At 38.6% G+C, this 24228-nt stretch carries 19 protein-coding genes; 12 read left to right on the top strand and 7 right to left on the bottom strand.

All coding sequences use genetic code 11. The annotated features are described in order from the left end of the window. Positions 1 to 60: 60 nt before the first annotated feature. From H9565_RS10535 to H9565_RS10520, 4 genes are read right to left on the bottom strand one after another with little or no spacing between them, the layout of a single operon-like run. On the bottom strand, positions 61 to 2028 hold the full coding sequence (locus H9565_RS10535; RefSeq protein ID WP_215439365.1) for a protein-disulfide reductase DsbD family protein: 1968 nt from the start codon (positions 2026 to 2028) through the stop codon (positions 61 to 63). After that, positions 2028 to 3335: a tRNA lysidine(34) synthetase TilS gene (tilS, locus tag H9565_RS10530; RefSeq protein WP_215439363.1), complete on the bottom strand. Its 1308-nt coding sequence runs from the start codon at positions 3333 to 3335 to the stop codon at positions 2028 to 2030. The genes H9565_RS10535 and tilS overlap by 1 nt, the downstream gene beginning before the upstream one ends. Positions 3336 to 3394: 59 nt before the next feature. Continuing rightward, positions 3395 to 4690, bottom strand: a complete 1296-nt coding sequence (locus tag H9565_RS10525; protein WP_215439361.1) for an anthranilate synthase component I family protein — start codon at positions 4688 to 4690, stop codon at positions 3395 to 3397. 12 nt (positions 4691 to 4702) lie between these two features. Further along, a complete protein-coding gene (locus tag H9565_RS10520) occupies positions 4703 to 5236 on the bottom strand; it encodes an NADPH-dependent FMN reductase (RefSeq protein WP_215439359.1) in 534 nt (177 codons plus the stop codon). A gap of 218 nt (positions 5237 to 5454) precedes the next feature. Here H9565_RS10520 and H9565_RS10515 point away from each other — a divergent pair, with 218 nt between their 5' ends. Beyond that, a complete protein-coding gene (locus H9565_RS10515; protein ID WP_215439357.1) occupies positions 5455 to 6639 on the top strand; it encodes a heparan-alpha-glucosaminide N-acetyltransferase domain-containing protein in 1185 nt (394 codons plus the stop codon). 100 nt (positions 6640 to 6739) lie between these two features. Here the strand turns inward: H9565_RS10515 and mgrA are convergent, their stop codons facing one another. Beyond that, positions 6740 to 7750 (bottom strand): L-glyceraldehyde 3-phosphate reductase, encoded by a 1011-nt coding sequence (gene mgrA, locus H9565_RS10510; protein WP_215439355.1) that lies wholly within the window; start codon positions 7748 to 7750, stop codon positions 6740 to 6742. Positions 7751 to 7963: 213 nt separating this feature from the next. Here mgrA and H9565_RS10505 point away from each other — a divergent pair, with 213 nt between their 5' ends. Continuing rightward, positions 7964 to 8191: a CDGSH iron-sulfur domain-containing protein gene (locus H9565_RS10505; protein WP_215439353.1), complete on the top strand. Its 228-nt coding sequence runs from the start codon at positions 7964 to 7966 to the stop codon at positions 8189 to 8191. A gap of 53 nt (positions 8192 to 8244) precedes the next feature. On the opposite strand, the gene lpdA is transcribed toward H9565_RS10505, so the two are convergent. Beyond that, entirely contained in the window at positions 8245 to 9651 is a 1407-nt protein-coding gene (gene lpdA / locus H9565_RS10500) for a dihydrolipoyl dehydrogenase (RefSeq protein ID WP_215439351.1), read from the bottom strand. Between the two features lie 131 nt (positions 9652 to 9782). Here lpdA and nhaC point away from each other — a divergent pair, with 131 nt between their 5' ends. The 10 genes from nhaC (at position 9783) to ribB (ending at position 20160) form a co-directional block, all read left to right on the top strand. Then, complete coding sequence (nhaC, locus tag H9565_RS10495; protein WP_215439349.1) at positions 9783 to 11264, top strand: Na+/H+ antiporter NhaC; 1482 nt, start codon at positions 9783 to 9785, stop codon at positions 11262 to 11264. A 236-nt stretch (positions 11265 to 11500) separates the two neighbouring features. Continuing rightward, the gene (locus tag H9565_RS10490) at positions 11501 to 12145 is read left to right on the top strand and encodes a peroxiredoxin (RefSeq protein WP_215439347.1); all 645 of its coding nucleotides are present in this window, start codon (positions 11501 to 11503) and stop codon (positions 12143 to 12145) included. Positions 12146 to 12237: 92 nt separating this feature from the next. Beyond that, on the top strand, positions 12238 to 12552 hold the full coding sequence (locus H9565_RS10485) for a thioredoxin family protein (RefSeq protein WP_215439345.1): 315 nt from the start codon (positions 12238 to 12240) through the stop codon (positions 12550 to 12552). Beyond that, positions 12533 to 12790, top strand: a complete 258-nt coding sequence (locus H9565_RS10480) for a DUF6952 family protein (protein WP_215439343.1) — start codon at positions 12533 to 12535, stop codon at positions 12788 to 12790. Before H9565_RS10485 ends, H9565_RS10480 begins: the two co-directional genes overlap by 20 nt. 175 nt (positions 12791 to 12965) lie before the next feature. Then, complete coding sequence (gene tpx / locus H9565_RS10475) at positions 12966 to 13472, top strand: thiol peroxidase (protein WP_215439341.1); 507 nt, start codon at positions 12966 to 12968, stop codon at positions 13470 to 13472. Next, entirely contained in the window at positions 13465 to 13833 is a 369-nt protein-coding gene (locus tag H9565_RS10470; protein WP_215439339.1) for a diacylglycerol kinase, read from the top strand. The genes tpx and H9565_RS10470 overlap by 8 nt, the downstream gene beginning before the upstream one ends. 541 nt (positions 13834 to 14374) lie before the next feature. Continuing rightward, complete coding sequence (locus tag H9565_RS10465; protein WP_215439337.1) at positions 14375 to 16765, top strand: DNA translocase FtsK; 2391 nt, start codon at positions 14375 to 14377, stop codon at positions 16763 to 16765. Positions 16766 to 16791: 26 nt separating this feature from the next. After that, positions 16792 to 17436, top strand: coding sequence for a LolA family protein (locus H9565_RS10460; protein ID WP_215439335.1), 645 nt, complete (start codon positions 16792 to 16794; stop codon positions 17434 to 17436). 31 nt (positions 17437 to 17467) lie between these two features. After that, the gene (locus H9565_RS10455) at positions 17468 to 19021 is read left to right on the top strand and encodes an LptF/LptG family permease (RefSeq protein ID WP_289063051.1); all 1554 of its coding nucleotides are present in this window, start codon (positions 17468 to 17470) and stop codon (positions 19019 to 19021) included. Positions 19022 to 19029: 8 nt separating this feature from the next. Continuing rightward, a complete protein-coding gene (gene ribB, locus H9565_RS10450; RefSeq protein ID WP_215439331.1) occupies positions 19030 to 20160 on the top strand; it encodes a 3,4-dihydroxy-2-butanone-4-phosphate synthase in 1131 nt (376 codons plus the stop codon). 20 nt (positions 20161 to 20180) lie between these two features. Here ribB and H9565_RS10445 read toward each other — a convergent pair whose 3' ends face one another. Then, the gene (locus H9565_RS10445; RefSeq protein ID WP_215439329.1) at positions 20181 to 24218 is read right to left on the bottom strand and encodes a hybrid sensor histidine kinase/response regulator transcription factor; all 4038 of its coding nucleotides are present in this window, start codon (positions 24216 to 24218) and stop codon (positions 20181 to 20183) included. Between the last annotated feature and the right edge of the window lie 10 nt (positions 24219 to 24228).

Raw genomic sequence — 24228 nt, 5'->3', positions numbered from 1 at the left:
GAAAAAAGGGCGTTCCAAAATATTTTGGAACGCCCTTTTTCTTTTAATAGGAATACTAAACTAGTTGTTTTTGAAATTTACCAATCCCTTCTTTAACCATTCCTCATACACATCACCATCCGTATACTGCACTGCGGTATTTAGAATTTCCATATCCGGTGTCATCAAAACGTAGTAAGGTTGAGAAGCCGCATTAAAATTAACCGTCTGAAAAGTACCCCATTTCTGCCCTACGGTCTCAATATGTTTTACACGGCCGGTATCATATTTAAAATCAAATTGCTCTGCCTCAGGAAGTTCCTTTCTGTCATCTACGTACAAAGAAATAAGAACGTAGTCCTCCTTTAAAATAGCATACACATCAGGTTCGCTCCAAACATTCTCTTCCATCTTTCTACAGTTCACACAGGCCCAACCGGTAAAGTCCAACAGGATAGGCTTATTTACTTTCTTTGCATGAGCTACTCCTTCATCAAAATCCTTATAACAATCTATGCCCAGCGGACAGTCGCTCTCTGTTTCAAAAACACTGTAAAATGCCGGTGGCGGAAAACCACTCAAAAGCTTAAGGTTAGAAACCCCTATAAGCCCCAAAAGAACATAAATTGAAAACGCGGCACTTACCAATCCCGTAACTTTTCTTCCCGCTGAAAGTTTTTGCTTTGGTCCGTCATGCGGAAACCTAAATAATCCAAAAAGATAAAGCGCAAGCAATACGAACAATACCACCCATATACCCAAGAATATTTCACGTTTTAAAATACCCCAATTGCCTACAAGGTCTGCATTGGAAAGGAATTTAAGTGCTAATGCCAGTTCTAGAAAACCTAACACCACTTTAACCGTAGTCATCCACCCACCGGATTTTGGCAATGAATTCAACCAGGCAGGGAATAATGCAAAAAGAGCGAACGGCAGAGCCAGCGCCACACCAAAACCGGTCATGCCCGCTGAAAGGTTCACAGCTACATCACCCTCTTCTAGTACAGTGCTTCCTAAGAGTCCGCCTAAAATAGGCCCTGTACATGAGAATGAAACAATGGCCAATGTTACCGCCATAAAGAAAATACCTATTACGCCACCTATTTTGGAAGAAGCTGCATCCATCTTATTTGCCCAAGAACTAGGCAAAGTCAATTCATAGTACCCGAAAAAGGAGAACGAAAAGAACACGAAAATCAAGAAAAAGGCAATGTTCAACCAAATATTGGTAGCAATGGTATTTAATATCTGGGAGTCTACCGAGTCAAAAATATGGAAAGGCAGACTCAGTAAAAAGTATATTAAAACAATGAAAAAGCCATACAACAGGGCATTTATAATGCCTTTGGATTTTTTTTGCGAGTGTTTGGTGAAAAACGATACCGTAAGCGGAATCATAGGAAAAACGCAGGGCGTCAACAACGCAATTAATCCACCTAAAAATCCTAAGCCAAAAATCATCCAAAGACCGGAACTTGCCTCACCTACCTCGTGCGTACTCCCTAAAAGTTCCTTATTCTTTAAATCGATTTTTAAAGCCGAACTCAAAGATTTACTGTGTTCATCTATAGTCTTCTCCTCGTTTACAGCCACCCCTCCATCTAGAACAAAACTAAAATCTGCATCCACCGGAATACAGACCTCTTTACAAACCTGATAGAAAAAGTTGATATCAATTTGATTGACATCCGGATTAAGTAGTTTTATTTTTTGAGTAAAAATGGCGGTTTCCTTAAAAAAGGTTTCATCTACCTCAAAAATATCACTATACTCAACAATGGTTTCACTCTCTAAAGTTTCACCAACAAGCTCATAGTTTTCGCCTGCATTTTTATAACTGAATTCACTTGGCAAGGACCCTCCTTCAGAAGTGAACTGAGAGTACACATGCCAACCTTCCGCAATGTCTCCTTTCAGAATCAACTCATAATCTGTGTCGCTAATTTTTTTTACTTCTTGAGACCATTTTACGGGATTGTCATCATCCTGGGAGAAAAGACCTAAAGAATTAAAAAACAATGCAATAAATACTATTATATATTTCATTAATTTAATATAAATTTTAAAATATCACTTGTATCTTCCTTTACCTTAAAACGCTCATCTGCCCGCCTACCTATTATCCAAACTACATCTTCACCGGAACAAAGCAACCATTGGCGCTCTTTGGAAACAACATCAATCTTTTCGTCCTTAAAAAACTTGGATAACTTTTTCTTTCCCTGCATTCCTAAAGGATAAAAGTAGTCGCCATTTTTCCATTTCCTTATCGTTAACGGATACTTTAACGCTTTTTTATCTACGTACAGTGTGTGGAGACCCTTGCTTGACAAACTATCTACCGATTCAATTGTAATATGGATGGGCTCTAAAACTTCGGTTTGCTCTTCCGAAATAGTATAAAACTCGGTATCAACTTTCTCAGAAACTTCGGTCAACAATAAAAACTCCCTATCCTTAAGCAAGCGGTGGGTTTTAGAATAAATCTCCTTCCCGCTCATGGCAGTTATTAAATTTTCCACATCATTCCACTCCGTGAACCCATATGCCTTAAACAGAGCATGTATTTGTGCTGAAATAGGCTTTAAATTCAATAATGCTTGAGTGGAAATATGAATTACCCCCTCCTTTTCTTGAAACAAGCGCGACTTCAATTCCAAAACATGGGCGTCAATAAGCGCTGCACTCTCCGAAAGATGTTCTTGTGTCTTTGTAAAATTCTTTAAAAAAGAAGGGTTTAAATCTTTCAGCAAAGGCACGATTTCATGCCGGATTTTATTCCGAAGATATTTGGTATCCGCATTACTGGCATCCTCTCTCCACTTTAAGTTTTGAGACTTTGCATATTCCAAAATCTGACTTCTAGAAAAATGAAGTAGCGGCCTTGACAAAGGCTCCGTTTTTTCCGGAATTCCGGACAGCCCGTCAATACCCGTCCCCCTGGAAAGGTTGATTAAAAACGTTTCCAAACTATCATCCACATGATGGGCAGTTACCAAGGTTTTAATATCATTTTCACGCATGACTTCTGTAAACCAACGATACCTAAGCTCTCTTGCACCAACTTGAACTGAAACTTTATTTTTTTTAACATAACCAATTGTATTAAAATTAGTTACGAAAAATTGAATATCATTACTCGATGCTAATTCTTGAACAAATTTTTCATCACCGTTGCTAGCCTCTCCCCTCAAATTAAAGTTGCAGTGCGCAATGGCAAAATCCAATTTACACTTAATGCAAAGATGAACCAAAGCCACACTATCCAACCCTCCGCTACAGGCCAATAAAAACTTGGTCTTTACAAGGTTTTGAAAATTAGCTTCAATATGTTTTTGAAATTCTTCTAACACGATATAAAGGTAAGCAAGAATTAGAATTTGGAAGTCACAATACGCATCTTTAAACAGGCTTAGCCCTCAAGGACTTCTCGCATAGCTTTTGCCTTCAGCAAACACTCCTCATACTCTTTTTCCGGAATGGCCTTTGCCGTAATGGCACCTCCCACGGAATAGGAAACGTATTTTTTTGACGCATTGTAAAGAATACTTCTTATGACTACATTAAAATCGAAATCCCCGTTGGGCGTAAAATACCCCACAGCACCACTGTATAACCCTCGTTTAAAAGCCTCCAATTCCTCAATAATCTTCATGGCCGATACTTTTGGGGCTCCCGTCATGCTACCCATAGGAAAGGATTCTTTGATTACATCAACGGGATTAACACCGGATGAAACTTGAGCCACCACAGTGGATATCATTTGATGTACTTGTTGAAAGGTATAGACCTCACAAAGCTCTTCAACCACCACACTGCCTTTTAGGGCACTTTTAGACAAATCATTACGGACCAAGTCTACGATCATTATATTTTCAGCTCTTTCTTTAGGGTCGGTTTTAAGGGCATTCACTAGCTTATCATCTTCCTCCGGCTGTTTGGCTCGTTTAGAAGTCCCTTTAATAGGTTGCGATATTAACTTCCCCGCTTCTTTACGCAAATAACGCTCCGGAGAGGCCGAAAGCAAATACTGGTCATAGACCTTTAAAAAAGATGCAAAAGGCGCTTCTGATATCTTATTTAGCTTTTGATAGGTCTTATAAGGGTTGATTTTCGTGTCTTCTGCATAGAATTCTTGACAGAAATTTGCTTCGTAAATATCACCCCGGTGAATATGGGACAACATTTTACCTACTTGTTTAAAATATTCGTCCTTAAAAATACGGAGCTTTATTTTGATGTTTTCCGTCACTGAGATGCTTTCCTTCTCCAGAATTCCGCCGGAAATCAAGTCAAAATCGGACTGTATTTCATCATCTACCATCCGCAGATATTCAAAAACCACGGTATTCCCGTTTAACTTAATAATTTTCTTTGGCTGAAAAAAGAACAACTCTGCAAACCCTAGTCCATCGTGATTTTTAGATGACAGGCGCTCCACATCATTCTTAAGGTCGTACGAGAGATAACCAAAAATATAGTCTTTGGCCCTATCTTGAAACTCCCTTAATTTTTCAAAAGCCTTTTCACTATCAGTTTTAATGGTCGTTAAGGCATCTACAGCCAGTAAAGCATCAAAAGAGCTGTACTTGCTATTGTGCCCATTGCCATCCAACCACACCACTTCTTCAAACTGTTGCGCCCAAAGCAATAGGTCCTCCTTAAACTTTTTAATTTCAGAAACCGTGAACGTAGTAGAAATACGCAAATGAAAGAGACTTTAGAATTTACTTAAAAACTGGTCTACAGCAGCGCGGTGTGCCTTAGCAAGCTCAGAATTCGTTATACCTTCCCCCTCCGTAAAATTTTCTTGATAAGAAGGTAAAGAAAAAGTAGCGGCTATTTGAGCTCCAAATCTAGGCAAAACCTTTTCCGTGGTTTCCAAAGCTGTCATACCTCCTCTTTGCCCTCCTGAGGTAGACATCAACAACACAGGTTTATCCTCTAAAAACTTACGCTCAACACGTGACAACCAGTCTGTTAAATTCTTAAAATAAGCTGAAGGACCACTGTTATGCTCATTAACCGAGATAATGATGCCATCTGCCTTGACAATGTCATTTTTAAGCTCTACCAATGAGTTTGAATATCCATTTTCTCTTTCATAATCCTCACTGAACATAGGGAAAGGAAAGTTTACCATATTCAATAATTGAACGTTATACCCCTCAATAAGAGAGACGGTATGCTTTACCAATTGATAATTTATTGATTTAGAGGAGTTGCTTCCTGCGAATGCTAATAGCGTTGCCATAATTAGTAGTTTGATGTGTTTTAGCGAAAATATAGCAAATAGAGTTGAATTGCGAGTATTTTATCTAATTTTGCAGCGCAAACATCCAAACTAACTGTATTACAAGTATATATGACAGTTGCTCCTGTTAACAAAGGAGCAGTACAACGAACAGAAGTACTAAAATGCAAAGTTTTAAGTTTTAATGATGCTTTCGCCAACTATTGATCGTATTTGCAGTGGAAAATAAGACAGCAAGATTGTATTTTATTGATGCCATGAGGGCATGGGCCATTCTAATGATGCTCCAAGGGCATTTTATAGATGGATTGCTAGACCCTGTTTATAGAGATGGGTCCAATACTGCTTTTTCTATCTGGAAGTACTTTAGAGGCATTACCGCTCCCGTATTCTTTACGGTTTCAGGGTTTATCTTTACCTATCTTTTAATTAAAGGCGATAAAACCGGACTTCAGAACCCTAGGGTAAAAAAGGGCATAAAAAGAGGGCTTGAACTCTTGTTTATTGGGTATTTATTGCGGACGAACCTTCTAGGTCTTCTACAGGGAAAAATCTATGATTCCTTTTATCTGATCGATGTACTGCATTGCATAGGACTTTCTTTACTTGGGATTATTGGCGTTTATCTATTCACTGAAAAACGAAAGAAGTTTGCTTTCCCAACTATACTATTAAGCGCAACCTTGGTTTTATTCATATTTGAACCCACTTACAAGACTTGGGAATTCTCATTTTTACCGGATGCCTTTGCCAATTACCTAACGAAAAGCAACGGTTCTGTTTTTACCATTCTCCCATGGTTTGGGTATGCTTCATTTGGAGCTTTTTTGTCGGTTGTTTTTACGAAGTTTAAAAACTTGAAATATTTATACTTCATAGCCATTCCTCTTTTTGCCGCAACAGGGGCTACATTAATAGTCTACTCATCCGATTTGTTTTTACTCGCATCAAAACATACAGGTTTACAGCTTTTTGCAAACATTTATTTCAATAATTACTTATTCATAAGACTAGGTGATGTACTGCTTGTTTTTAGCGTATTTATGCTATTTAGAAGCCTACTTAAAAACAAGAGTATTTTAAAAATTGGACAAAGCACCCTATCAATTTACATCATACATTTTATTATCCTATACGGCACATTTACAGGATTAGGACTATATCGGTTTTTACACCATTCCCTTTCCCCTGTAACCGTTATTTTAGGAGCCTTAACTTTTATGGTCGTCTGTACTTATTCCGCTCTTGTTTATGAAAAAAATAAGGAGCATATAAAACTAAGAATCGCCACTGCCCTAAGATTTGTTTTGACAAAAATTGAGATTACTTCAATCTATATATTTCAACTTTCAAAAAGTAGATTTTTTAGATTCTTAAGAAGAGTTGGTTTGGCTAAGAATTAATTTCTGCCATCTTTTAAATAAAAGAAAAAAATCCGAGTTTATAGCTCGGATTTTTTTCTTTTGAGCAGCAAAGCATTGCGCTATTCATTTTAACGATACACTACGAATTTGCATTGATCACCCTCATCTCTTCTTCCGTAAACGTTAAATTATCCAACGCTTTTACATTCTCTTTAAGTTGACCAGCAGAACTCGCCCCCACCAATACAGAAGAAATAGCCGGCCTATTTAAAAGCCAAGCAATGGCCATTTGAGATAGCTTTTGGCCTCGCTTATCCGCAAGAGCTGCCAAATTTTTAATCTTATCCAGGTTTTTTTCTACTTGTTCCCTGTCCAGGTAGGTCAGATTTTTTGCTGCTCTAGAGTCATCTGGCACACCATTTACATATTTGTTGGTAAGCATTCCCTGTGCCAAAGGAGAAAAAGCAATGCAGCCCACTCCACTATCCTCTAAAGTATCTAGCAGCCCATCTTCTACCCACCTATCAAAAATTGAATACCTAGCTTGGTGCAGCACAAACGGAACCTTTAACTCCTTTAATAACGCAGCTGCTTCTGCCGTTTCTTTAGGCTGATAGTTGGAAATACCCACGTAAAGAGCCTTTCCTTGACGAACAATATCCGCAAGAGCAACCATAGTTTCCTCCAAGGGTGTATCCGGATCAGGCCTGTGGTGATAAAAAATATCAACATAATCCAATCCCATTCTTTTTAGACTTTGATCTATACTGGCCATTAGATACTTTCTAGAGCCCCAATTGCCGTAAGGCCCGGGCCACATATCAAATCCCGCTTTAGAAGCTATGAACATCTCATCTCTATACCCTTTAAAGTCTTTCTTAAAAAGCACCCCAAAATTTTCTTCTGCCGAACCATAAGGAGGTCCATAATTATTGGCCAAATCAAAATGAGTAATCCCTAAATCGAACGCTGTTCTTAAAATTTCCCTAGCGTTATGCTGATTATCTATAAAACCGAAGTTATGCCACAAACCAAGGGAAATAGCGGGCAGCAAAACACCACTTTTTCCACAGCGATTGTATTTCATTGTGTTATACCTCTTAGAATCTGCAGTGTATTCCGTAATACCTGACTTGTCATTTATATGCATTGAAAAATGTTTTAATTACTAAAACCTAAAGCTACATAGAAATTACGAATAGAGATATCACAGCTCAGAACCGGATCCAGAAAAACAGTATCGACTTTACACATCCGAAGCAAAAGGTTATTAGGACTGAATCAAAATAGACGGTAAAACATAAACCCTTGAAAGGATTCTACTATTTTTATCCCTTCATCTAAAAACAAAACAATAGCAAACATGAGCGATAAAAAGTTTACCCCCGTTAAATTGGCATTGGAAAAAGATAAGAGATATGCCTGGTGTACCTGCGGCCATTCCGAAACGAATGTTTTTTGCGATGGCTCTCATAAACAACACCAGAAACCCGGCTCTTTAGTTTTTCAAGTTGATGAAGATAAAGACGCCAGAATCTGCACTTGCAAGCTTACAAGCAACCCACCTTATTGTGATGGAAGCCACAAATAAAAAAATCCCGTCTAGAAATTAGACGGGATTTTTTTTACAATACTTTGTAAAGTCTAAATATGCAATGCACGGTTATCCGTAGCTGCAAGAGCAGCTTCTTTTACCGCTTCGGCAAAAGTAGGATGCGCATGGCTCATTCTAGAGATATCTTCAGCAGATGCACGGAATTCCATAGCAGTAACCGCTTCGGCAATTAAATCCGCACTACGGGCACCAATCATATGAACCCCTAGAACTTCGTCCGTCTTCTTATCGGCCAATATTTTTACAAACCCGTCCAAATCCATACTGGCACGAGAGCGACCTAAAGCACGCATTGGAAATTGTCCCACTTTGTATGCTACACCAGCTTCTTTAAGTTCTTCTTCCGTTTTACCAACAGAAGCAACTTCTGGCCAAGTGTAAACCACACCTGGAATCAAGTTATAATCTATATGAGGTTTTTGGCCTGCCAATTGTTCGGCAACCAAAGTTCCCTCCTCTTCTGCTTTATGGGCCAACATGGCACCACGAATAACATCTCCAATAGCGTAGATGTTAGAAGCCGAAGTTTGTAAATGGTCGTTCACCTCTATTTTGCCTCTAGAATCCAATTTAACACCAGCGGCTTCAACGTTCAATCCATCGGTATAAGGTCTTCTACCCACAGCAACCAAACAGTAGTCACCTTTCAACTCTATCTCCTGACCTTTTTTATCATCGGCCTTAACTACAACCTCGTCTCCGCTTCTCTCAACGGACTTCACTTTACTGGAAAGGTTGAATTTTACCTTTTGCTTCTTTAAAACCTTGGTCAATTCTTTGGAAAGCGAAGCATCCATAGTAGGAATAATGCGATCCATATATTCAACTACGGTAACATCCGCGCCAAGACGCTTGTAAACTTGACCGAGCTCTAAACCAATAACCCCTCCACCTATAATAATTAAATGCTTAGGTATCTCTTTTAGCGTTAAGGCCTCTGTAGATGTAATTATGCGTTCTTTGTCTATTTTGATGAAAGGAAGCGTAGACGGTTTACTTCCTGTAGCTATAATTGTATTTTTAGCTTCAATGGTTTCCGTAGTCCCATCATTTTTCTTGATATTAATATGTGTAGCGTCCTTAAAACTACCCAATCCTTCAAAAACATCAATTTTATTTTTGTCCATCAAAAACTTGACCCCATCACATGTCTGTTTTACAACAGCCGCCTTTCTGGCGATCATCTGCTCCAAGTTTACCTTTATCTCGCCAGGAATATCAATTCCGTGATCCGAAAAATGTTTAATGGCATCCTCGTAATGGTGAGAAGAATCCAACAAAGCTTTAGATGGTATACAACCAACATTAAGGCAGGTTCCTCCTAAAGTACTGTACTTTTCTATTATTGCCGTTTTCAACCCCAATTGTGCGCAACGAATAGCCGCCACATATCCTCCTGGTCCTGAGCCAATAATGGCCACATCGTATGAACTCATAAAATTTTCTTTGAATTTGAAATACAAAATTAATACTATTTTCCGGTTTAAGGTACCCTTTATCGATTTATACAAAAGTTGCACAAACCCCATCAAAATTGTAATATTACCTAATAGCTAAACCGTTATTAATGACAAACCAAAATTCAGGGGAGCACAGAGAGAACGAAAACATCGTTAAAAACAAAGAATTAAATATCTGGGAAGCACTCACCCCTGTTATAGCCCTAGTAGCCATGCTGGCCTATAATGTTTATGTATTTGGAGATGATGCGCTTAGCGGATCCAACCAATTTATTCTCCTCTTGGGAGGCGCCGTTGCCGCCATTGTAGGTGTAATGAACAAGGTATCTTACAAGCAAATGATGGCAGAGGTAGCAGAAAACCTGAAATCTACCACCGGAGCATTGCTCATTTTATTAATGGTAGGAGCATTAGCGGGTTCTTGGCTTATAAGTGGTATCATTCCCGCTATGATCTATTACGGGCTTCAGATTCTCAATCCCACTATATTTTTAGCTGCCAGTGTTATTATCTGCGCCATCATATCCATTGCCACAGGAAGCAGCTGGACTACTTCCGCAACAGTAGGCATAGCCCTTATAGGTATTGGCGAAGCACTGGGCATACCATTAGGAATGACCGCCGGCGCCGTATTGTCCGGAGCCTATTTTGGGGACAAACTATCTCCTCTTAGTGACACTACCAACCTAGCACCTGCCATGGCGGGCGGAGAGCTTTTTGAACACATTAGATATATGCTCTACACCACAGTGCCAACGGTTAGCGTTACCTTGATCTTTTTTATCATATTAGGATTTTCAATTGAAACGAAAGGGGCCGCGGATATTGATTCCATTTTAACCTCTATTAATTCCGCTTTCACCATTACACCTTGGCTTTTTCTTGTACCTATAACCGTAGTAGTTCTAATCGTTAAGAAAACTCCGCCATTGGCCGCCCTGCTCATAGGAACTTTATTGGGAGCAATATTCGCCCTTATTTTCCAACCCGATGTTGTAGCAGGTATTACGGAGGCAAAGACACTTACATTTAAATCAGGTTACGAAGGCGTCATTAAAGCCATAACCGTTCAAACCTCCGTACCAACGGATAACGCTGCGCTTAACGACCTATTTTCATCAAAAGGAATGACAGGAATGATGGGTACCATTTGGCTCATTATCTGCGCCATGGTTTTTGGTGGTATTATGGATGGTATTGGCGCATTGGACCGTATTACAAAATCCTTATTAAAAATGGCGAAAACTACATTCGGGCTTTTTGCCAGTACCGTAGGAAGCTGTTTGGCATTGAATATTACCGCATCAGACCAGTACCTTGCCATTGTTGTTCCCGGTAAAATGTTCAGCAAGGCCTATGCCGATAAAAATTTGGCCCCTGAAAACTTAAGCCGAACTTTAGAGGATTCCGGAACGGTAACTTCCGTTCTTGTTCCTTGGAACACCTGTGGAGCATATCATAGTAGTGTTCTTGGAGTTGGAACCGCGGAGTACGCCCTTTTTGCCGTTTTCAATTGGCTGAGTCCAATTATGACGCTTATTTTTGCTGCATTACAGATCAAATTAAAGCAACTGACTACATCGTCTTAAAAAAATAAAGATTTCTTAAAATCGCCTAAATGTGAATATCAAAATAACAGGTCATTAAATTGAGAATTTGGTAATTTAAGCTGTTTGATTTTACTGATTTAACACTTTATGTCAAATGAAATACATCGCATCTACAATACTTATTCTTCTATCAATTTTTTAAATACACATTACTTTTATCGCCATAATATTGATGTAATTTTGTAATCAAATTGAAACATTAAAAACTATATCATATGGCTTTTGTAGGTAAAAAATTCCCCAATCTGAGTGTAAACGCAATGAACGATTTGGGAGACACATTCAAATTGAACGTTTTAGAGGAAGCTCAAAAAAACAACAAGAAGGTTGTTCTTTTCTGGTACCCGAAGGACTTTACATTTGTTTGCCCAACTGAATTGCACGCTTTTCAGGCTGCTTTAGGTGAATTCGAAAAAAGAAATACATTGGTAATTGGTGCGTCTTGCGATACCGCAGAGGTTCACTTTGCTTGGTTAAGCACAGACAAAGATAACGGTGGTATTGAAGGTGTTACATATCCTCTATTAGCGGACAGTAACCGTAACCTTGCCTCCACTTTAGGTATTTTGGACATTACGGATGAGCAGTACAATGAAGAAACCGGTGTTGTTACTGTTGAAGGAGACAATGTAACCTACCGTGCAACATACCTTATTGATGAAGAGGGTACTGTTTTCCATGAAGGCATCAACCATATGCCATTAGGTAGAAACGTAAACGAGTACCTACGCCTTATTGATGCTTATACGCATGTACAGGAAAAAGGTGAGGTTTGTCCAGCAAACTGGGAAGAAGGAAAAGAAGCAATGACCGCTGATAGAAAAGGTGTTGCCGAATACCTTTCTGCACATAGCAACTAAATAATTGCTTTAGTTACAAGTTAACCGCTTGTACAATTAGTGCAAGCGGTACTTTTTCAACTTAAATAGTATAAATTTTAAAACCTTTAGATATGGTATTGGAATTGGAACAAGACAATCTGCAAGAAATCATAGCAGAGAAGAAAAATGTAGTAGTACAATATTCTGCCGGATGGTGTGGCAACTGCCGTATCATGAAGCCTAAATTCAAGAAAGAAGCTTCGGCTAACGAAGATTTTACTTTTGTTATAGCCGATGCCGAGAAATTCCCTGAAAGTCGAAAATTGGCTAATGTAGACAACTTGCCTACTTTTGCCACTTTCACCAATGGAGAGTTTAAAAATCAAGTACAAACGAACAAATATGATGTTCTAAAAGAATTGATCAGTGAAGCTTCCAGTAATTAAGCACTTAACAAATTTCATTGAAGAGAACGATGAGGATTTTGTTATTGAAACCATTGAGACCTTAGAAGCATTGACCGAAGTGCCTTCTCTAAAGGACGAGGAACTTGATGTTATTGGTGAACTTATATCTAATATGTACGGCGCTCTTGAGGTACAGAAAGGTATTAAAGCAGGTAAACCGCAGAAGGAAGCCTTGAACGAATTTATGCAACGTGTAATGGGCTCTATAGACAAATAGAACACCCCATTTTACAACGATTTAAAGTGAAGTAACTATTGATTTTTTAAACGAATCAATTAAGTTGTTTCACTTTTTTCATTTTATACGTTTTCATAAACCACATTTATCATATGCAGCACCTTTAATTAGCTATAATTTTATATTTTCACAGCGAATCTAAATAGAAAATATCATGGCAACAGTAACCTTAAAAGGAAACGAAATACATACTTTAGGAAATCTTCCTGCAAACGGAAGCAAAGCTCCTAGCTTTACATTAACAAAAAGCGACCTTTCACCTGCATCTCTTTCTGACTACTCCGGAAAAAGAGTGGTTTTAAATATTTTTCCTAGTGTAGACACGGGTACTTGTGCCCAGTCCGTTAGACAGTTCAACCAAGAAGCTGCCGAACTGGACAATACCGTAGTTCTATGCGTGTCCAAAGACTTACCTTTTGCCCAAGCCCGTTTTTGTGGCGCTGAGGGTATTAAGAATGTAGAAATGTTATCTGATTTCCGTGACGGAAGTTTTGGTAAAGACTACGGAGTTGCCTTCTCCGATGGCCCCCTAGCCTCTTTATTATCTAGATCGGTAGTGGTACTTAATGAGTCCGGTGAAGTAATTCATACGGAACAAGTTACCGAAACAGTAGATGAGCCCAACTACAAAGCGGCTCTTGAAGCTTTAGCCGATGCCTAAAGAAGAGTCGTTTGCAGTAAACAGAATAAAAAGTGTGGGCTTCGCTTTGCGTGGAGCCCTTCTTTTAGTTAGGACGGAGGCCAGTATAAAAATCCAGGTATTTTTGGCCATTGCCGTTACTATTGCCGGATTTTATTACGAAATCTCTGCTACGGAATGGATTTTTCAAGTCTTTGCCATTTCTATGGTCGTAGGCATTGAAGGGGCCAATACGGCCATAGAGAAATTGTGTGATTTTATTCATCCGGATTTTGATGAAAGAATCGGTTTTATTAAAGATGTAGCCGCTGGCGCCGTAATGCTTGTATCCATTGGAGCAATTATTGTTGGCTGTATTATCTATATCCCAAAAGTATTTTAGTCCCTATTTCATCTGCATTTACAATTCTGTTTGGTTGCAATTTTCCATGTTACAATACCAAACCCATCACACACCTGTATTAAACGGAAGACTCCCAAATCAGCCAAAAACCATTCCTCCAACAAATATTTTCATCGCTGTAGCTAGCTACCTATGATTCCAAAATGATGTTTCAAAAATTTTAAATCTCGTATTTTCCTACCCTATCCCCAATCAAACGGCCTTATAAAATTTGTTGCTACAAAAATCAGTAATTAAGTAGATTAAGACTCTGCAGGTTATCGATAAGACCCCACAGAACAACATAATCCAGAAAAACCCGTTAAAAACAAAAAAGGACAAATTAGATAGTAAAAAGCTATGTTCAATAGCATACGGAAAGCAGTTTTCATTAGGGCTTTCAAGGGCGAAAAATCAAGTATCAAAAAAACCATAACCCCCTTTTAGGGAGTATGTACTTTATAAAAACGAAAAGACTTTTCACAATCCCTACTTTGAAAACTTCGTAATACGTATTTTTGCATCCAGTGGAAAAAAAGTAATGGCCAAAAAGAAAACAACGACAACCAAAAAAAAGACGCCCACCAAGAAGGTTAGTCTTAAGGTATCCAAAAAGAACAAGATTATTTTAGGGAGCCTACTGATACTTTTCAGTATGGCACTATTTTTCTCATTTGTGTCCTTTTATTTCACTTGGCAGGATGACCAAAGCCTATTATCAGAATTTGCCAATAGAAACGAACAAGCCAAAAACCTGCTCAATAAGTTTGGGGCCAGTGTAAGCCACTTTTTTGTTTACAAAGGTTTTGGTGTGGCTTCTATTATCCTAACAGTCTTAGTTTGTATTACGGGGCTACACCTGTTCTTAAGCTTGGAGAAAAAAGGGCTTCTTAAAAAATGGATATGGGGTCTTGTCTTTATGATTTGGATATCTATTGCCCTAGGTTTTCTAGCAGACACCAAACCCTTATTGGGCGGACTTGTAGGCTATGAAATGAACGACTTTTTAAGGGATTACACAGGTAATATAGGTGTGGTACTTATTCTTCTTTTTGGCCTGGTATTCATATTAGTGCGTTTCTTCCATTTTACTCCTGAAGGAATGGCCCAGTTTTTCCGCAAAAAGACATCAACCTTAAAATCTGAATTGGAATCTACAACGAAAGAAGCATCCGATACGGTTAGAGACGTAAAGGAATCCATTAAAAAGACCGAAAAGGAAGAGCCAATAGTACTTGACACATACACCCATAAAAAAGACATTCCGCCTTTAAAAAAGGAAGAGGTACCTTTAGATGATTTTGAAGTTACCGTTCCTGTAGAAGAAGAAACCACAGATGAACTTTCTATGGAAGTAGAGAAGATTGTGGAAGAGCAAGAAGAAACTGATAATATAGCGGATAAACTAGTGGAGGATTTTGGTGAATTTGACCCCACCCTAGAATTGGGCAACTATAAATTCCCCACAATGGAACTGTTAGACCAGCACGGTGTAACAGGTGGTATCACCATAAATCAAGAAGAACTTGAGGAAAACAAAAATAAAATTGTTGATACCCTTAAGAACTACAAAATTGGTATTTCTCAAATCAAGGCTACCATTGGTCCAACCGTAACCCTTTACGAAATAGTTCCCGAAGCCGGTGTACGAATATCCAAGATTAAGAACCTAGAAGATGATATTGCCCTTTCGCTTGCTGCTCTGGGTATACGTATTATTGCACCTATTCCAGGAAAAGGAACCATTGGTATTGAAGTGCCAAACAAAAATGCGACAATCGTTTCTATGCGTTCGGTTATAGCTTCCAGTAAATTCCAAAAGGCGGAAATGGAACTGCCCATTGCTTTTGGAAAAACCATTAGCAACGAAACTTTTGTTGTAGACTTGGCAAAAATGCCCCACCTTTTAATGGCTGGTGCTACAGGTCAAGGTAAATCCGTTGGATTAAATGCGGTGCTTACCTCGCTTCTTTACAAAAAGCATCCGGCCGAGGTAAAGTTTATATTGGTAGATCCTAAAAAAGTGGAACTTTCCATCTACAATAAGATAGAAAGGCACTTTCTTGCGAAATTACCAGATTCTGAAGAAGCCATCATTACGGATAATGCAAAGGTTATCAACACCTTGAATTCCCTTTGTATAGAGATGGATGACCGATACGAGTTATTAAAGCATGCCCAAGTACGTAACTTAAAAGAGTACAACGTAAAATTCAAGGCCCGAAAGCTTAACCCCAATGACGGACATAAATTCTTACCGTACATTGTGTTGGTTATAGATGAATTTGCAGATTTGATCATGACCGCGGGCAAAGAAGTAGAAACCCCTATTGCGCGTCTTGCACAATTGGCACGGGCTATTGGTATTCATTTGATCATTGCTACGCAACGTCCTTCGGTAAACGTTATAACGGGTATTATCAAAGCGAATTTCCCTGCCAGGATTGCGTTTAGGGTAACCTCTAAAATAGATTCAAGAACTATTTTGGATGCGCAAGGAGCTGATCAGCTTATTGGTCGTGGAGATATGCTCTACACACAAGGAAACGATGTTACCCGTATTCAGTGTGCTTTTGTAGATACCCCAGAAGTAGCCAAAATAACAGAATATATAGGTTCGCAACGCGCCTATCCAAATGCCCATGAACTGCCAGAATATTCGGGCGAGGATTCTGGCACAAGTATTGATGTTGATATAGCGGACAGGGATGCCCTTTTCCGAGATGCCGCCGAAGTAATTGTTACGGCGCAACAAGGTTCCGCATCTTTGATCCAAAGAAAAATGAAATTGGGTTACAACCGTGCAGGTCGTATCGTAGACCAGTTGGAAGCGGCCGGAATTGTAGGTCCTTTTGAAGGAAGTAAAGCGCGCCAGGTTTTAGTACCTGACCTTGTAGCCCTTGATCAATTGCTGAGCAACGAACGCTCTTAATTAAAACTCTTAACTTAAACAGTAAAATGAAAAAGATTATTCTAATATTTACCCTTGTGTTACTTTCAAACGTAACTTTTGCCCAAAATTCAGAAAAAGCAAAAGCCCTATTAGAAGATGTATACGCCAAGGTTAAAAGCTATGACAATATTTACGTAGATTTTAAATACGTACTTAACAATTCAGAAGCAGGTATAAATCAAGAAACACGTGGTGAAGTTACTTTACAAGGAGATAAGTTTATTGGTAACTTCTTTGGCACTACACTATTGTATGACGGCTCTAAAGTCTATACCATTATTCCAGAGAACGAAGAAGTGACCATAGAAGACAAATCTGACGATGGGGGTGCATTGACCCCGGCTAAAATGTTAACTTTCTACAGAGAAGGTCATAATTACGAAATGGATATCCTTCAAAACGTAAACGGAAGAAAAATACAGTATGTAAAGCTTACCCCTATTGATACAGATTCTGAAATAAAGACCATTTTATTGGGTATTGATGCGGAAACAAAGCATATTTACAAACTGATAGAAACCGGTAAAAATGGTACCACTACGACCATTACCGTTAATTCTTTCAAAACTAATCGACCTTTGTCAAAAACCTTATTTACTTTTGACGAGGCCAAGTACAAAAACGACGGGTACTACATAGTCAGAAACTAATATTACCACATTGAGAATTCTAGACCGATATATATTATCGCGGTTCCTTTATAATTTTTTGAGTTCGTTCGTAATATTGATGTTCATCTTCATATTTCAGACGATATGGTTGTTCATTGATGACTTTGCCGGAAAAGGTCTGGATATGGGTATTATTGGGAAGTTTTTCTTCTATATGATGCCAAGTTTAACGGAAAAGGTACTCCCGCTTACCGTGCTTCTTGCATCAATACTTACGTTTGGTACCTTGGCCGAGAATTATGAGTTTGCCGCAATGAAAGCCTCTGGAATTTCTTTGCAGCGTTCTATGCTCAGTCTTATTATTTTTATGATAGGTCTAGGCGGCGTTACCTTCTATTTTGCGAATAGTGTTATTCCTGCATCCGAACAAAAAATCTACAATATGCGGCGTAATATAGCCAAGGTTAAACCTGCCGCAGCTATTGAAAAAGGGGTGTTTAGCGACTTTGAGGGTATGAGCATCAAAGTAGATGAAAAGTATGGTGAAAAAGACCGTTTTCTAAAAAACGTAATCATTCATCAAAAAACGCCTACTAACGTAAACAGTACGGTAATAAAAGCGAAAACTGGCGAACTTATCAGTAGTGAAGATTCGGAACTTATTCAATTGGTTCTGCGCGATGGTCATTATTATCGTGACATGGATAAGAAGAAAAGCACCGAAAAAAGAAAATATCCCTTTGCCAAAAGTAATTTTGAAATTTACCGGATGAACATTGAAATTCCGGAAATGGAACAAGATCTTGAAGAAGAGAATGTATCCAATCGTGAGAAAATGAAAAATGTTTCCCGATTGATTAAGGATATGGATTCCATTGAAAAGGATAACAAGAGAATAGTTCAAGCGTTTTCAAAAAACATTGTATATCGTATGGGCGGTTTTATTCCGCTTTCCCCAAAAGATACTGCTGCTACGGAAAAAATGAACCTGTTGCGCCAAAAAGAAGCCTCTAGCAAGTCTATGACAACAACTGCGGTTGATACTAACACAGTACAAAATAAAGAAGCAGCCCAAATAGATTCAGTTACTCAAACTAGTAATGTTATTAAGTCTGAAGAGAAAACGGCTCCTAAGGAAATCATTTCATTGTTTAAAGACTGGCAGAAGGTACAGGTAATGAACTCCGCCAAAAATTCGGTTTCCAACATTATGACTTCCATTGAAGGAAAGAAACAAGAATTGAACAAGCGTTATGAAATACATAGGCGACATATTTTTTCATTACACGAAAAATATGCCTTGGCCCTTTCCTGTATTATCCTATTCTTTGTAGGTGCTCCTTTGGGAGCTATTATTCGTAAAGGAGGTATAGGACTACCAATGGTAATAGCCATTTTACTTTTTCTTGTCTATTACTTTTTAGGTGTTTTTGCAGAAAATTATAGTTACAAAGGAAATATTCACCCCATTATAGGAGCATGGCTATCTTCAATGGTTATGCTACCTTTAGGCGTTTATCTAACGAGACAAGCTACGGCAGACCAAGGAATGATGAATTTTGGAAATGTCATAGACTTTTTCAAAAAACTTTTTTCAAAAAAAGACAAAACTGAAGAAGAATAAATAGCGATATGGAAAAGAAAATTCAATTGAATACTATTGAGGAAGCTATTGAAGAAATAAGAAAAGGAAAAGTCATTATCGTTGTTGATGACGAGAATCGTGAGAACGAAGGAGATTTTCTTGCCGCTGCAGAACTGGCAACACCAGAAACCGTAAACTTTATGGCCACTCACGGTAGAGGTCTTATCTGCGCCCCGTTAACCGAAGGTAGATGTAAAGAATTAGGTCTGCACATGATGGTCAATAACAATACGGACCCCATGGAAACGGCTTTTACCGTTTCCGTAGATTTACGTGGTGGCGGAGTTACTACTGGTATTTCGGCTTCGGACAGGGCCAAGACCGTACTTGCCTTAACCGATGACAACACAAAACCCCATGACTTAGCTCGGCCCGGACACATTTTTCCACTTGTAGCTAGAGAAGGTGGTGTCCTGAGAAGAACAGGACACACAGAAGCTGCTATTGATTTTGCTAGATTGGCAGGTTTACAACCTGCAGGTTACATTGTAGAAATCATGAACGAAGATGGTAGTATGGCCCGTCTTCCTCAATTGGTAGAAGTCGCTAAAAAGTTTGACTTAAAAATTGTTTCTATAGAAGACTTGGTTGCCTATAGAATGGAACATGACAGCCTTATAGCCAAAAAGGAAGATTTTGATATAGACACTCGTTTTGGGAGGTTTCGTTTACGAGCGTATCAACAGACCACCAATAACCACGTACATATCGCATTGACCAAAGGTGCCTGGAGCAAATCCGAGAAAGTTTTGACTCGTATCAACTCTACTTTAGTCAACAATGATATTCTAGGAACATTGACCAATAACCCAGATGCCAAACTTGAAGATATGTTCAAGGCGATAGATAAAGAAGGAAAAGGCGCTATTGTCTTTATAAATCAAGATTCAGAATCATTAAATCTTTTATCCCGGTTGGCCGAGTTAAAAGAGCTACAAAAGAAAGGAATTCAAAAAGCACCAAAAATTGATATGGATGCCCGTGATTTTGGAATTGGGGCACAAATTCTACATGATTTGGATATTGCTAAAATGAGAATCCTATCAAACTCGCCACAAACCAAAAGAGTTGGTATTGTGGGCTATGGCCTAGAGATTGTGGAGTATGTAGCCTACTAGATCCTGCTCTTATTTCTAATCTATTTTATTAACTGACTGGGCGGATACCCAAATTGTTTTTTAAAACAGCGACTAAAATATAAGGGATCGCTGAACCCTATTAATGTGGTTACTTCGGATACGTTGTATTTTTTGGTACGTAATAATTGTGCCGATTTTTTCAACCTAATTGTTCGCACAAATTCATTAGGTGCCAAATCTGTTAGTTCTTTTACTTTTCGGTATAGTTTTGAAGAGCTCATACCCAATGATTTACACAGAAAAGAAGTATTTAACTGGCTATTGCCCATATTTTCGTGAATCAGTTCCGTTAGATTTTCCATAAAAGATTGATCTATGGGCGAGTGTGTTAAAGTGTTTACCTGACTTTCGATTTCCTCGGAAAATCTACTTTTTAGTTCTTTTCTTGAATTGATGATATTCTCAATTCGTGTTTTTAATAAAGCCGGATCAAACGGTTTTACCAAATAGCCATCTGCGCCAGAGCTGTAGCCGTTTATTTTATCGTCATTGTCCGATAAGGCAGTTAATAAAATAACCGGAATATGACTAATATCCGCATCGTTCTTCAATACTTTACAAAATTCCAAACCGTCCTTAACCGGCATCATGATATCCGCTATGCAAATAGCAGGTTTTACGTTTAGGCAAACTTCCAATCCCTTTTCGCCATTTTCCGCTTCAAAGACCTTATAATAGTCCGATAGGAAATCCACCAAATAATTCCGTAGTTCCGCATTGTCCTCAATAATCAGAATACGCTCTTTTAAATGTGTACTCTGTATAATTTTCTTGGCTGTTATCAGTTGTGGTGAATCTTCGGTAACCTGGTTTTTCTCATATTCAAAAACTTCATCATCTCCATATGCGTTGCGGCTTACAGGAAGTTTTAACGTAAATACACTTCCTTTGTTCAGTTCGCTCTCCACAGTTATAGAGCCTTTATGCAATTCTGCCAAAGCCTTAACCAAAGATAGGCCAATACCTGAACCCGTATTAAGACCGGAACTATTGGGTGCTTGATAAAAACGCGAAAATATTTTCTGCTGACTTTCTTTTGGAATTCCTATTCCGTCATCACTCACTTCAACCATTAAAAAAGCCTTCCCCTCCTCTTCTTTTACTTCTATAAAAAGATCTACATGGCCATAATTGTGGGTGAATTTTAATGCGTTGGACAGGAGATTATATAACATTTTATCATACTTGTCCCGATCAACATACCCTTCAATCGCCTCTTTTTCCGATATTAGGTTGAAGTTTATCTTTTTATCGTCCGCCAATTCTTCAAATGATCGAAAGGTATTTTGGGTATACAGAAGAATATCCGTCTTGGTAACCTTTAGGCGCAATTCCCCTGATTGGGCCCTTCTAAAATCCAACACTTGGTTTACCAGATTCAACAATCGGTTGGCGTTCTGATGAATAAGGTTATAACGACTCTGCTGAAAATAATTCCCGGAATCCTTACCGTCCTCCATTAACTGTTTTGCGGGCCCTAAAATTAAAGTGAGCGGAGTTCTAAGTTCATGGGATATGTTGGTAAAGAAGCGCAATTTTTCATTATTCAGTTTTTCATCGCGTTCTCGTTTTACTTTTTCCATCAACCATTGTTGCTTTAAAACAATACGTTCCCTGATCTGTTTACGGATAAAATAAAAAGCCAGTGCCAGTATCAACAGTAGTATAAACAGTGCTTTATAGGTAAACCAAAAAGGAGGAAGTATTTTAATCTGATATTCAGAAGTAGCACTCCACACCCCGTGACTGTTCATAGCCTTTACCTTGAAGACATAATCCCCCGAAAACAAATTGGTATACTGAACCGTACGCTGCCTCATATCTACGGTATTCCAGTTTTCATCAAAACCTTCTAAAATATAACTGTACCTGTTCTGTCTGCCATTTACATAGGATGGACTAGAAAAGGTGAGCGAAAAGTTTTTGTTGGCATTTTCCAGAACCAAACTGCGGTTTAGGTTTAAGTCGGTTTTAAGTATTTCCTGTCCGTTTATTACTGAACCAATTTCAACAGCCTTGTTCTGCACCCGTATATTTGTAATTATAGGTTCTGGTGCGTACCCATTTACCGAAAGTTCTTTTGGGGAAAAGCTAATAACACCTTCTTTCCCTCCAAGGTACATATGCGTCTCATCTGCAAAATAAAACCCTCTAGTGCTAAAAACATCCAGCCGGTTGCCACTTTCCGTATGATAGAGTTTTAATTCTTGGGAAGTTATATCATACTTACCCAAATTATTATTGTTCATATTCAACCATAGAAAACCGTCTTTCCTAGATACGAGATTTGTAATCCACCTATTTTTTAGCCCATCAATATCTTCTAGGGCAGAAAAATCATCCAATGCCGGATCATAATAACACAAACCTTTACGGGTAGCTGCCCAGATTTTTCCGGTTTCATCTATAGCAATATCGCTTACATTATTATGGGGCAAACCAACCTTGTCATCAGATTGCGCTTCATACGCCTTGACTTTTATAGAAGAACGATTATAGCAAAAGACCCCTGTTTGAGTAGCGAACCAAATTCTGCCGTTCTCACTTACCTTAATAGAATTAATATCTACTCCGGGCAACAAATTACCATACGAGGACTTTACATCGTTGGTGTTTAAATCCAAAATTACGGCTCCCTCACCATGCGAAGCAATAACCATTTCGTCATTGCTCATAGGTTCAAAAGCCAAAATAGGGGCATGCTCAAAACCAACGTCAATTACCTTTTCCGTTTTTTTCTGATAATCGAAAATCAGTACTTTTCCGTTCCAAAGCCCGCAATAAAATATTTTGCCGTCCGGGGAAAACATACTGGAAATATCTTCTTGTGTACGATAAAGTGGGATATAACTTTCTCCGTTAGATATAAACAAACCATTGTGCCTGGTAGCCACAACTATCTTATTATCATACGTTTTAGAAAAATCCCGTATACGAGGAATTTGATTATCTATAAACCTGCTTATAGAGGTATTGTATTTGAACTGGTTCTCATAAGGATCATATTTGTCCAGTCCCTCTTCTGTACCTACCCAAAGTACACCTGAGGCATCAAAATAGAGTGCAGATACCAAATTATCAACCAAAGAATCATCATCCGACAATTCCGAAAAATACCAATCATAGCCTTGCTCCCGAACATCTTCAAGTTGGTCTACCCTTAGTATTCCTCCTAGAGTACCTAGCCAATACTTTCCGCTTGATGACTTTGCTACGGATATAAAATAGGGTCCTAGTTTATCCCGTACCTCGGAGTCTTCAATAAATAGATTTTGAAAACGGTCATCAGCTGTATTCAATTTGTACAGGCCATTTCTACTTCCTGCAAAAATATCCGACTTATGGTCTTCGTAAATAAAATTTAAATAAGGACTGGGTTCATTTGTGTTTTGGTCAGATAACGAATAGTGCTTTATTTGTACGATTGAGCCTAAGTTATCCAACGAAATTCTAGCTATGCCCACATTACCATAGCTACCTATCCACAAACGCCCTGTGGAATCTTCAAAAATTTCTTTTACATAGGTAAACCCATCTAAATCAACTTTACTGAAACTTTCTTTTTTAGGGTCATATAAAAACAAACCTTTATCCCTAGTACCAACCCATACCCTTTTTAAGCGGTCAATATGTACGGACCTAATTTCCTTATCCTGTATTGAGCCCGTTCTATTAGGATCCGGCAGAAAAACTTTGAACTTGTAGGTGTTTAAATCCAAAAGGGTAAGCCCATCACGCGTTCCGATCCAGAGTTGGTTTCCTTCTTTATCAAATTCCAATGCTGTTATATCATCATTGGGAATTGTATTTAAAGCCGGAGTAGCACTGGTGTAAGACTTAAACTCGTACCCATCAAACCGATTAAGACCAGAAAAGGTACCAAACCAAAGAAATCCCTCATTATCTTGAACAATGTGTCTTACTGAATTGTGCGAAATTCCACTGGCATCATCATAATGCTCAAATTTTAACGATTGAGCGTATAATCCCCATAGTGAGAAGACCAACCAGAATACACACGTTAACAGATAGTTCATTGGTTTTGCG

The organism is Zobellia russellii (assembly GCF_018728565.1).
Taxonomy (GTDB): domain Bacteria; phylum Bacteroidota; class Bacteroidia; order Flavobacteriales; family Flavobacteriaceae; genus Zobellia; species Zobellia russellii.
This window is presented reverse-complemented; position numbering and strand designations above follow the sequence as displayed.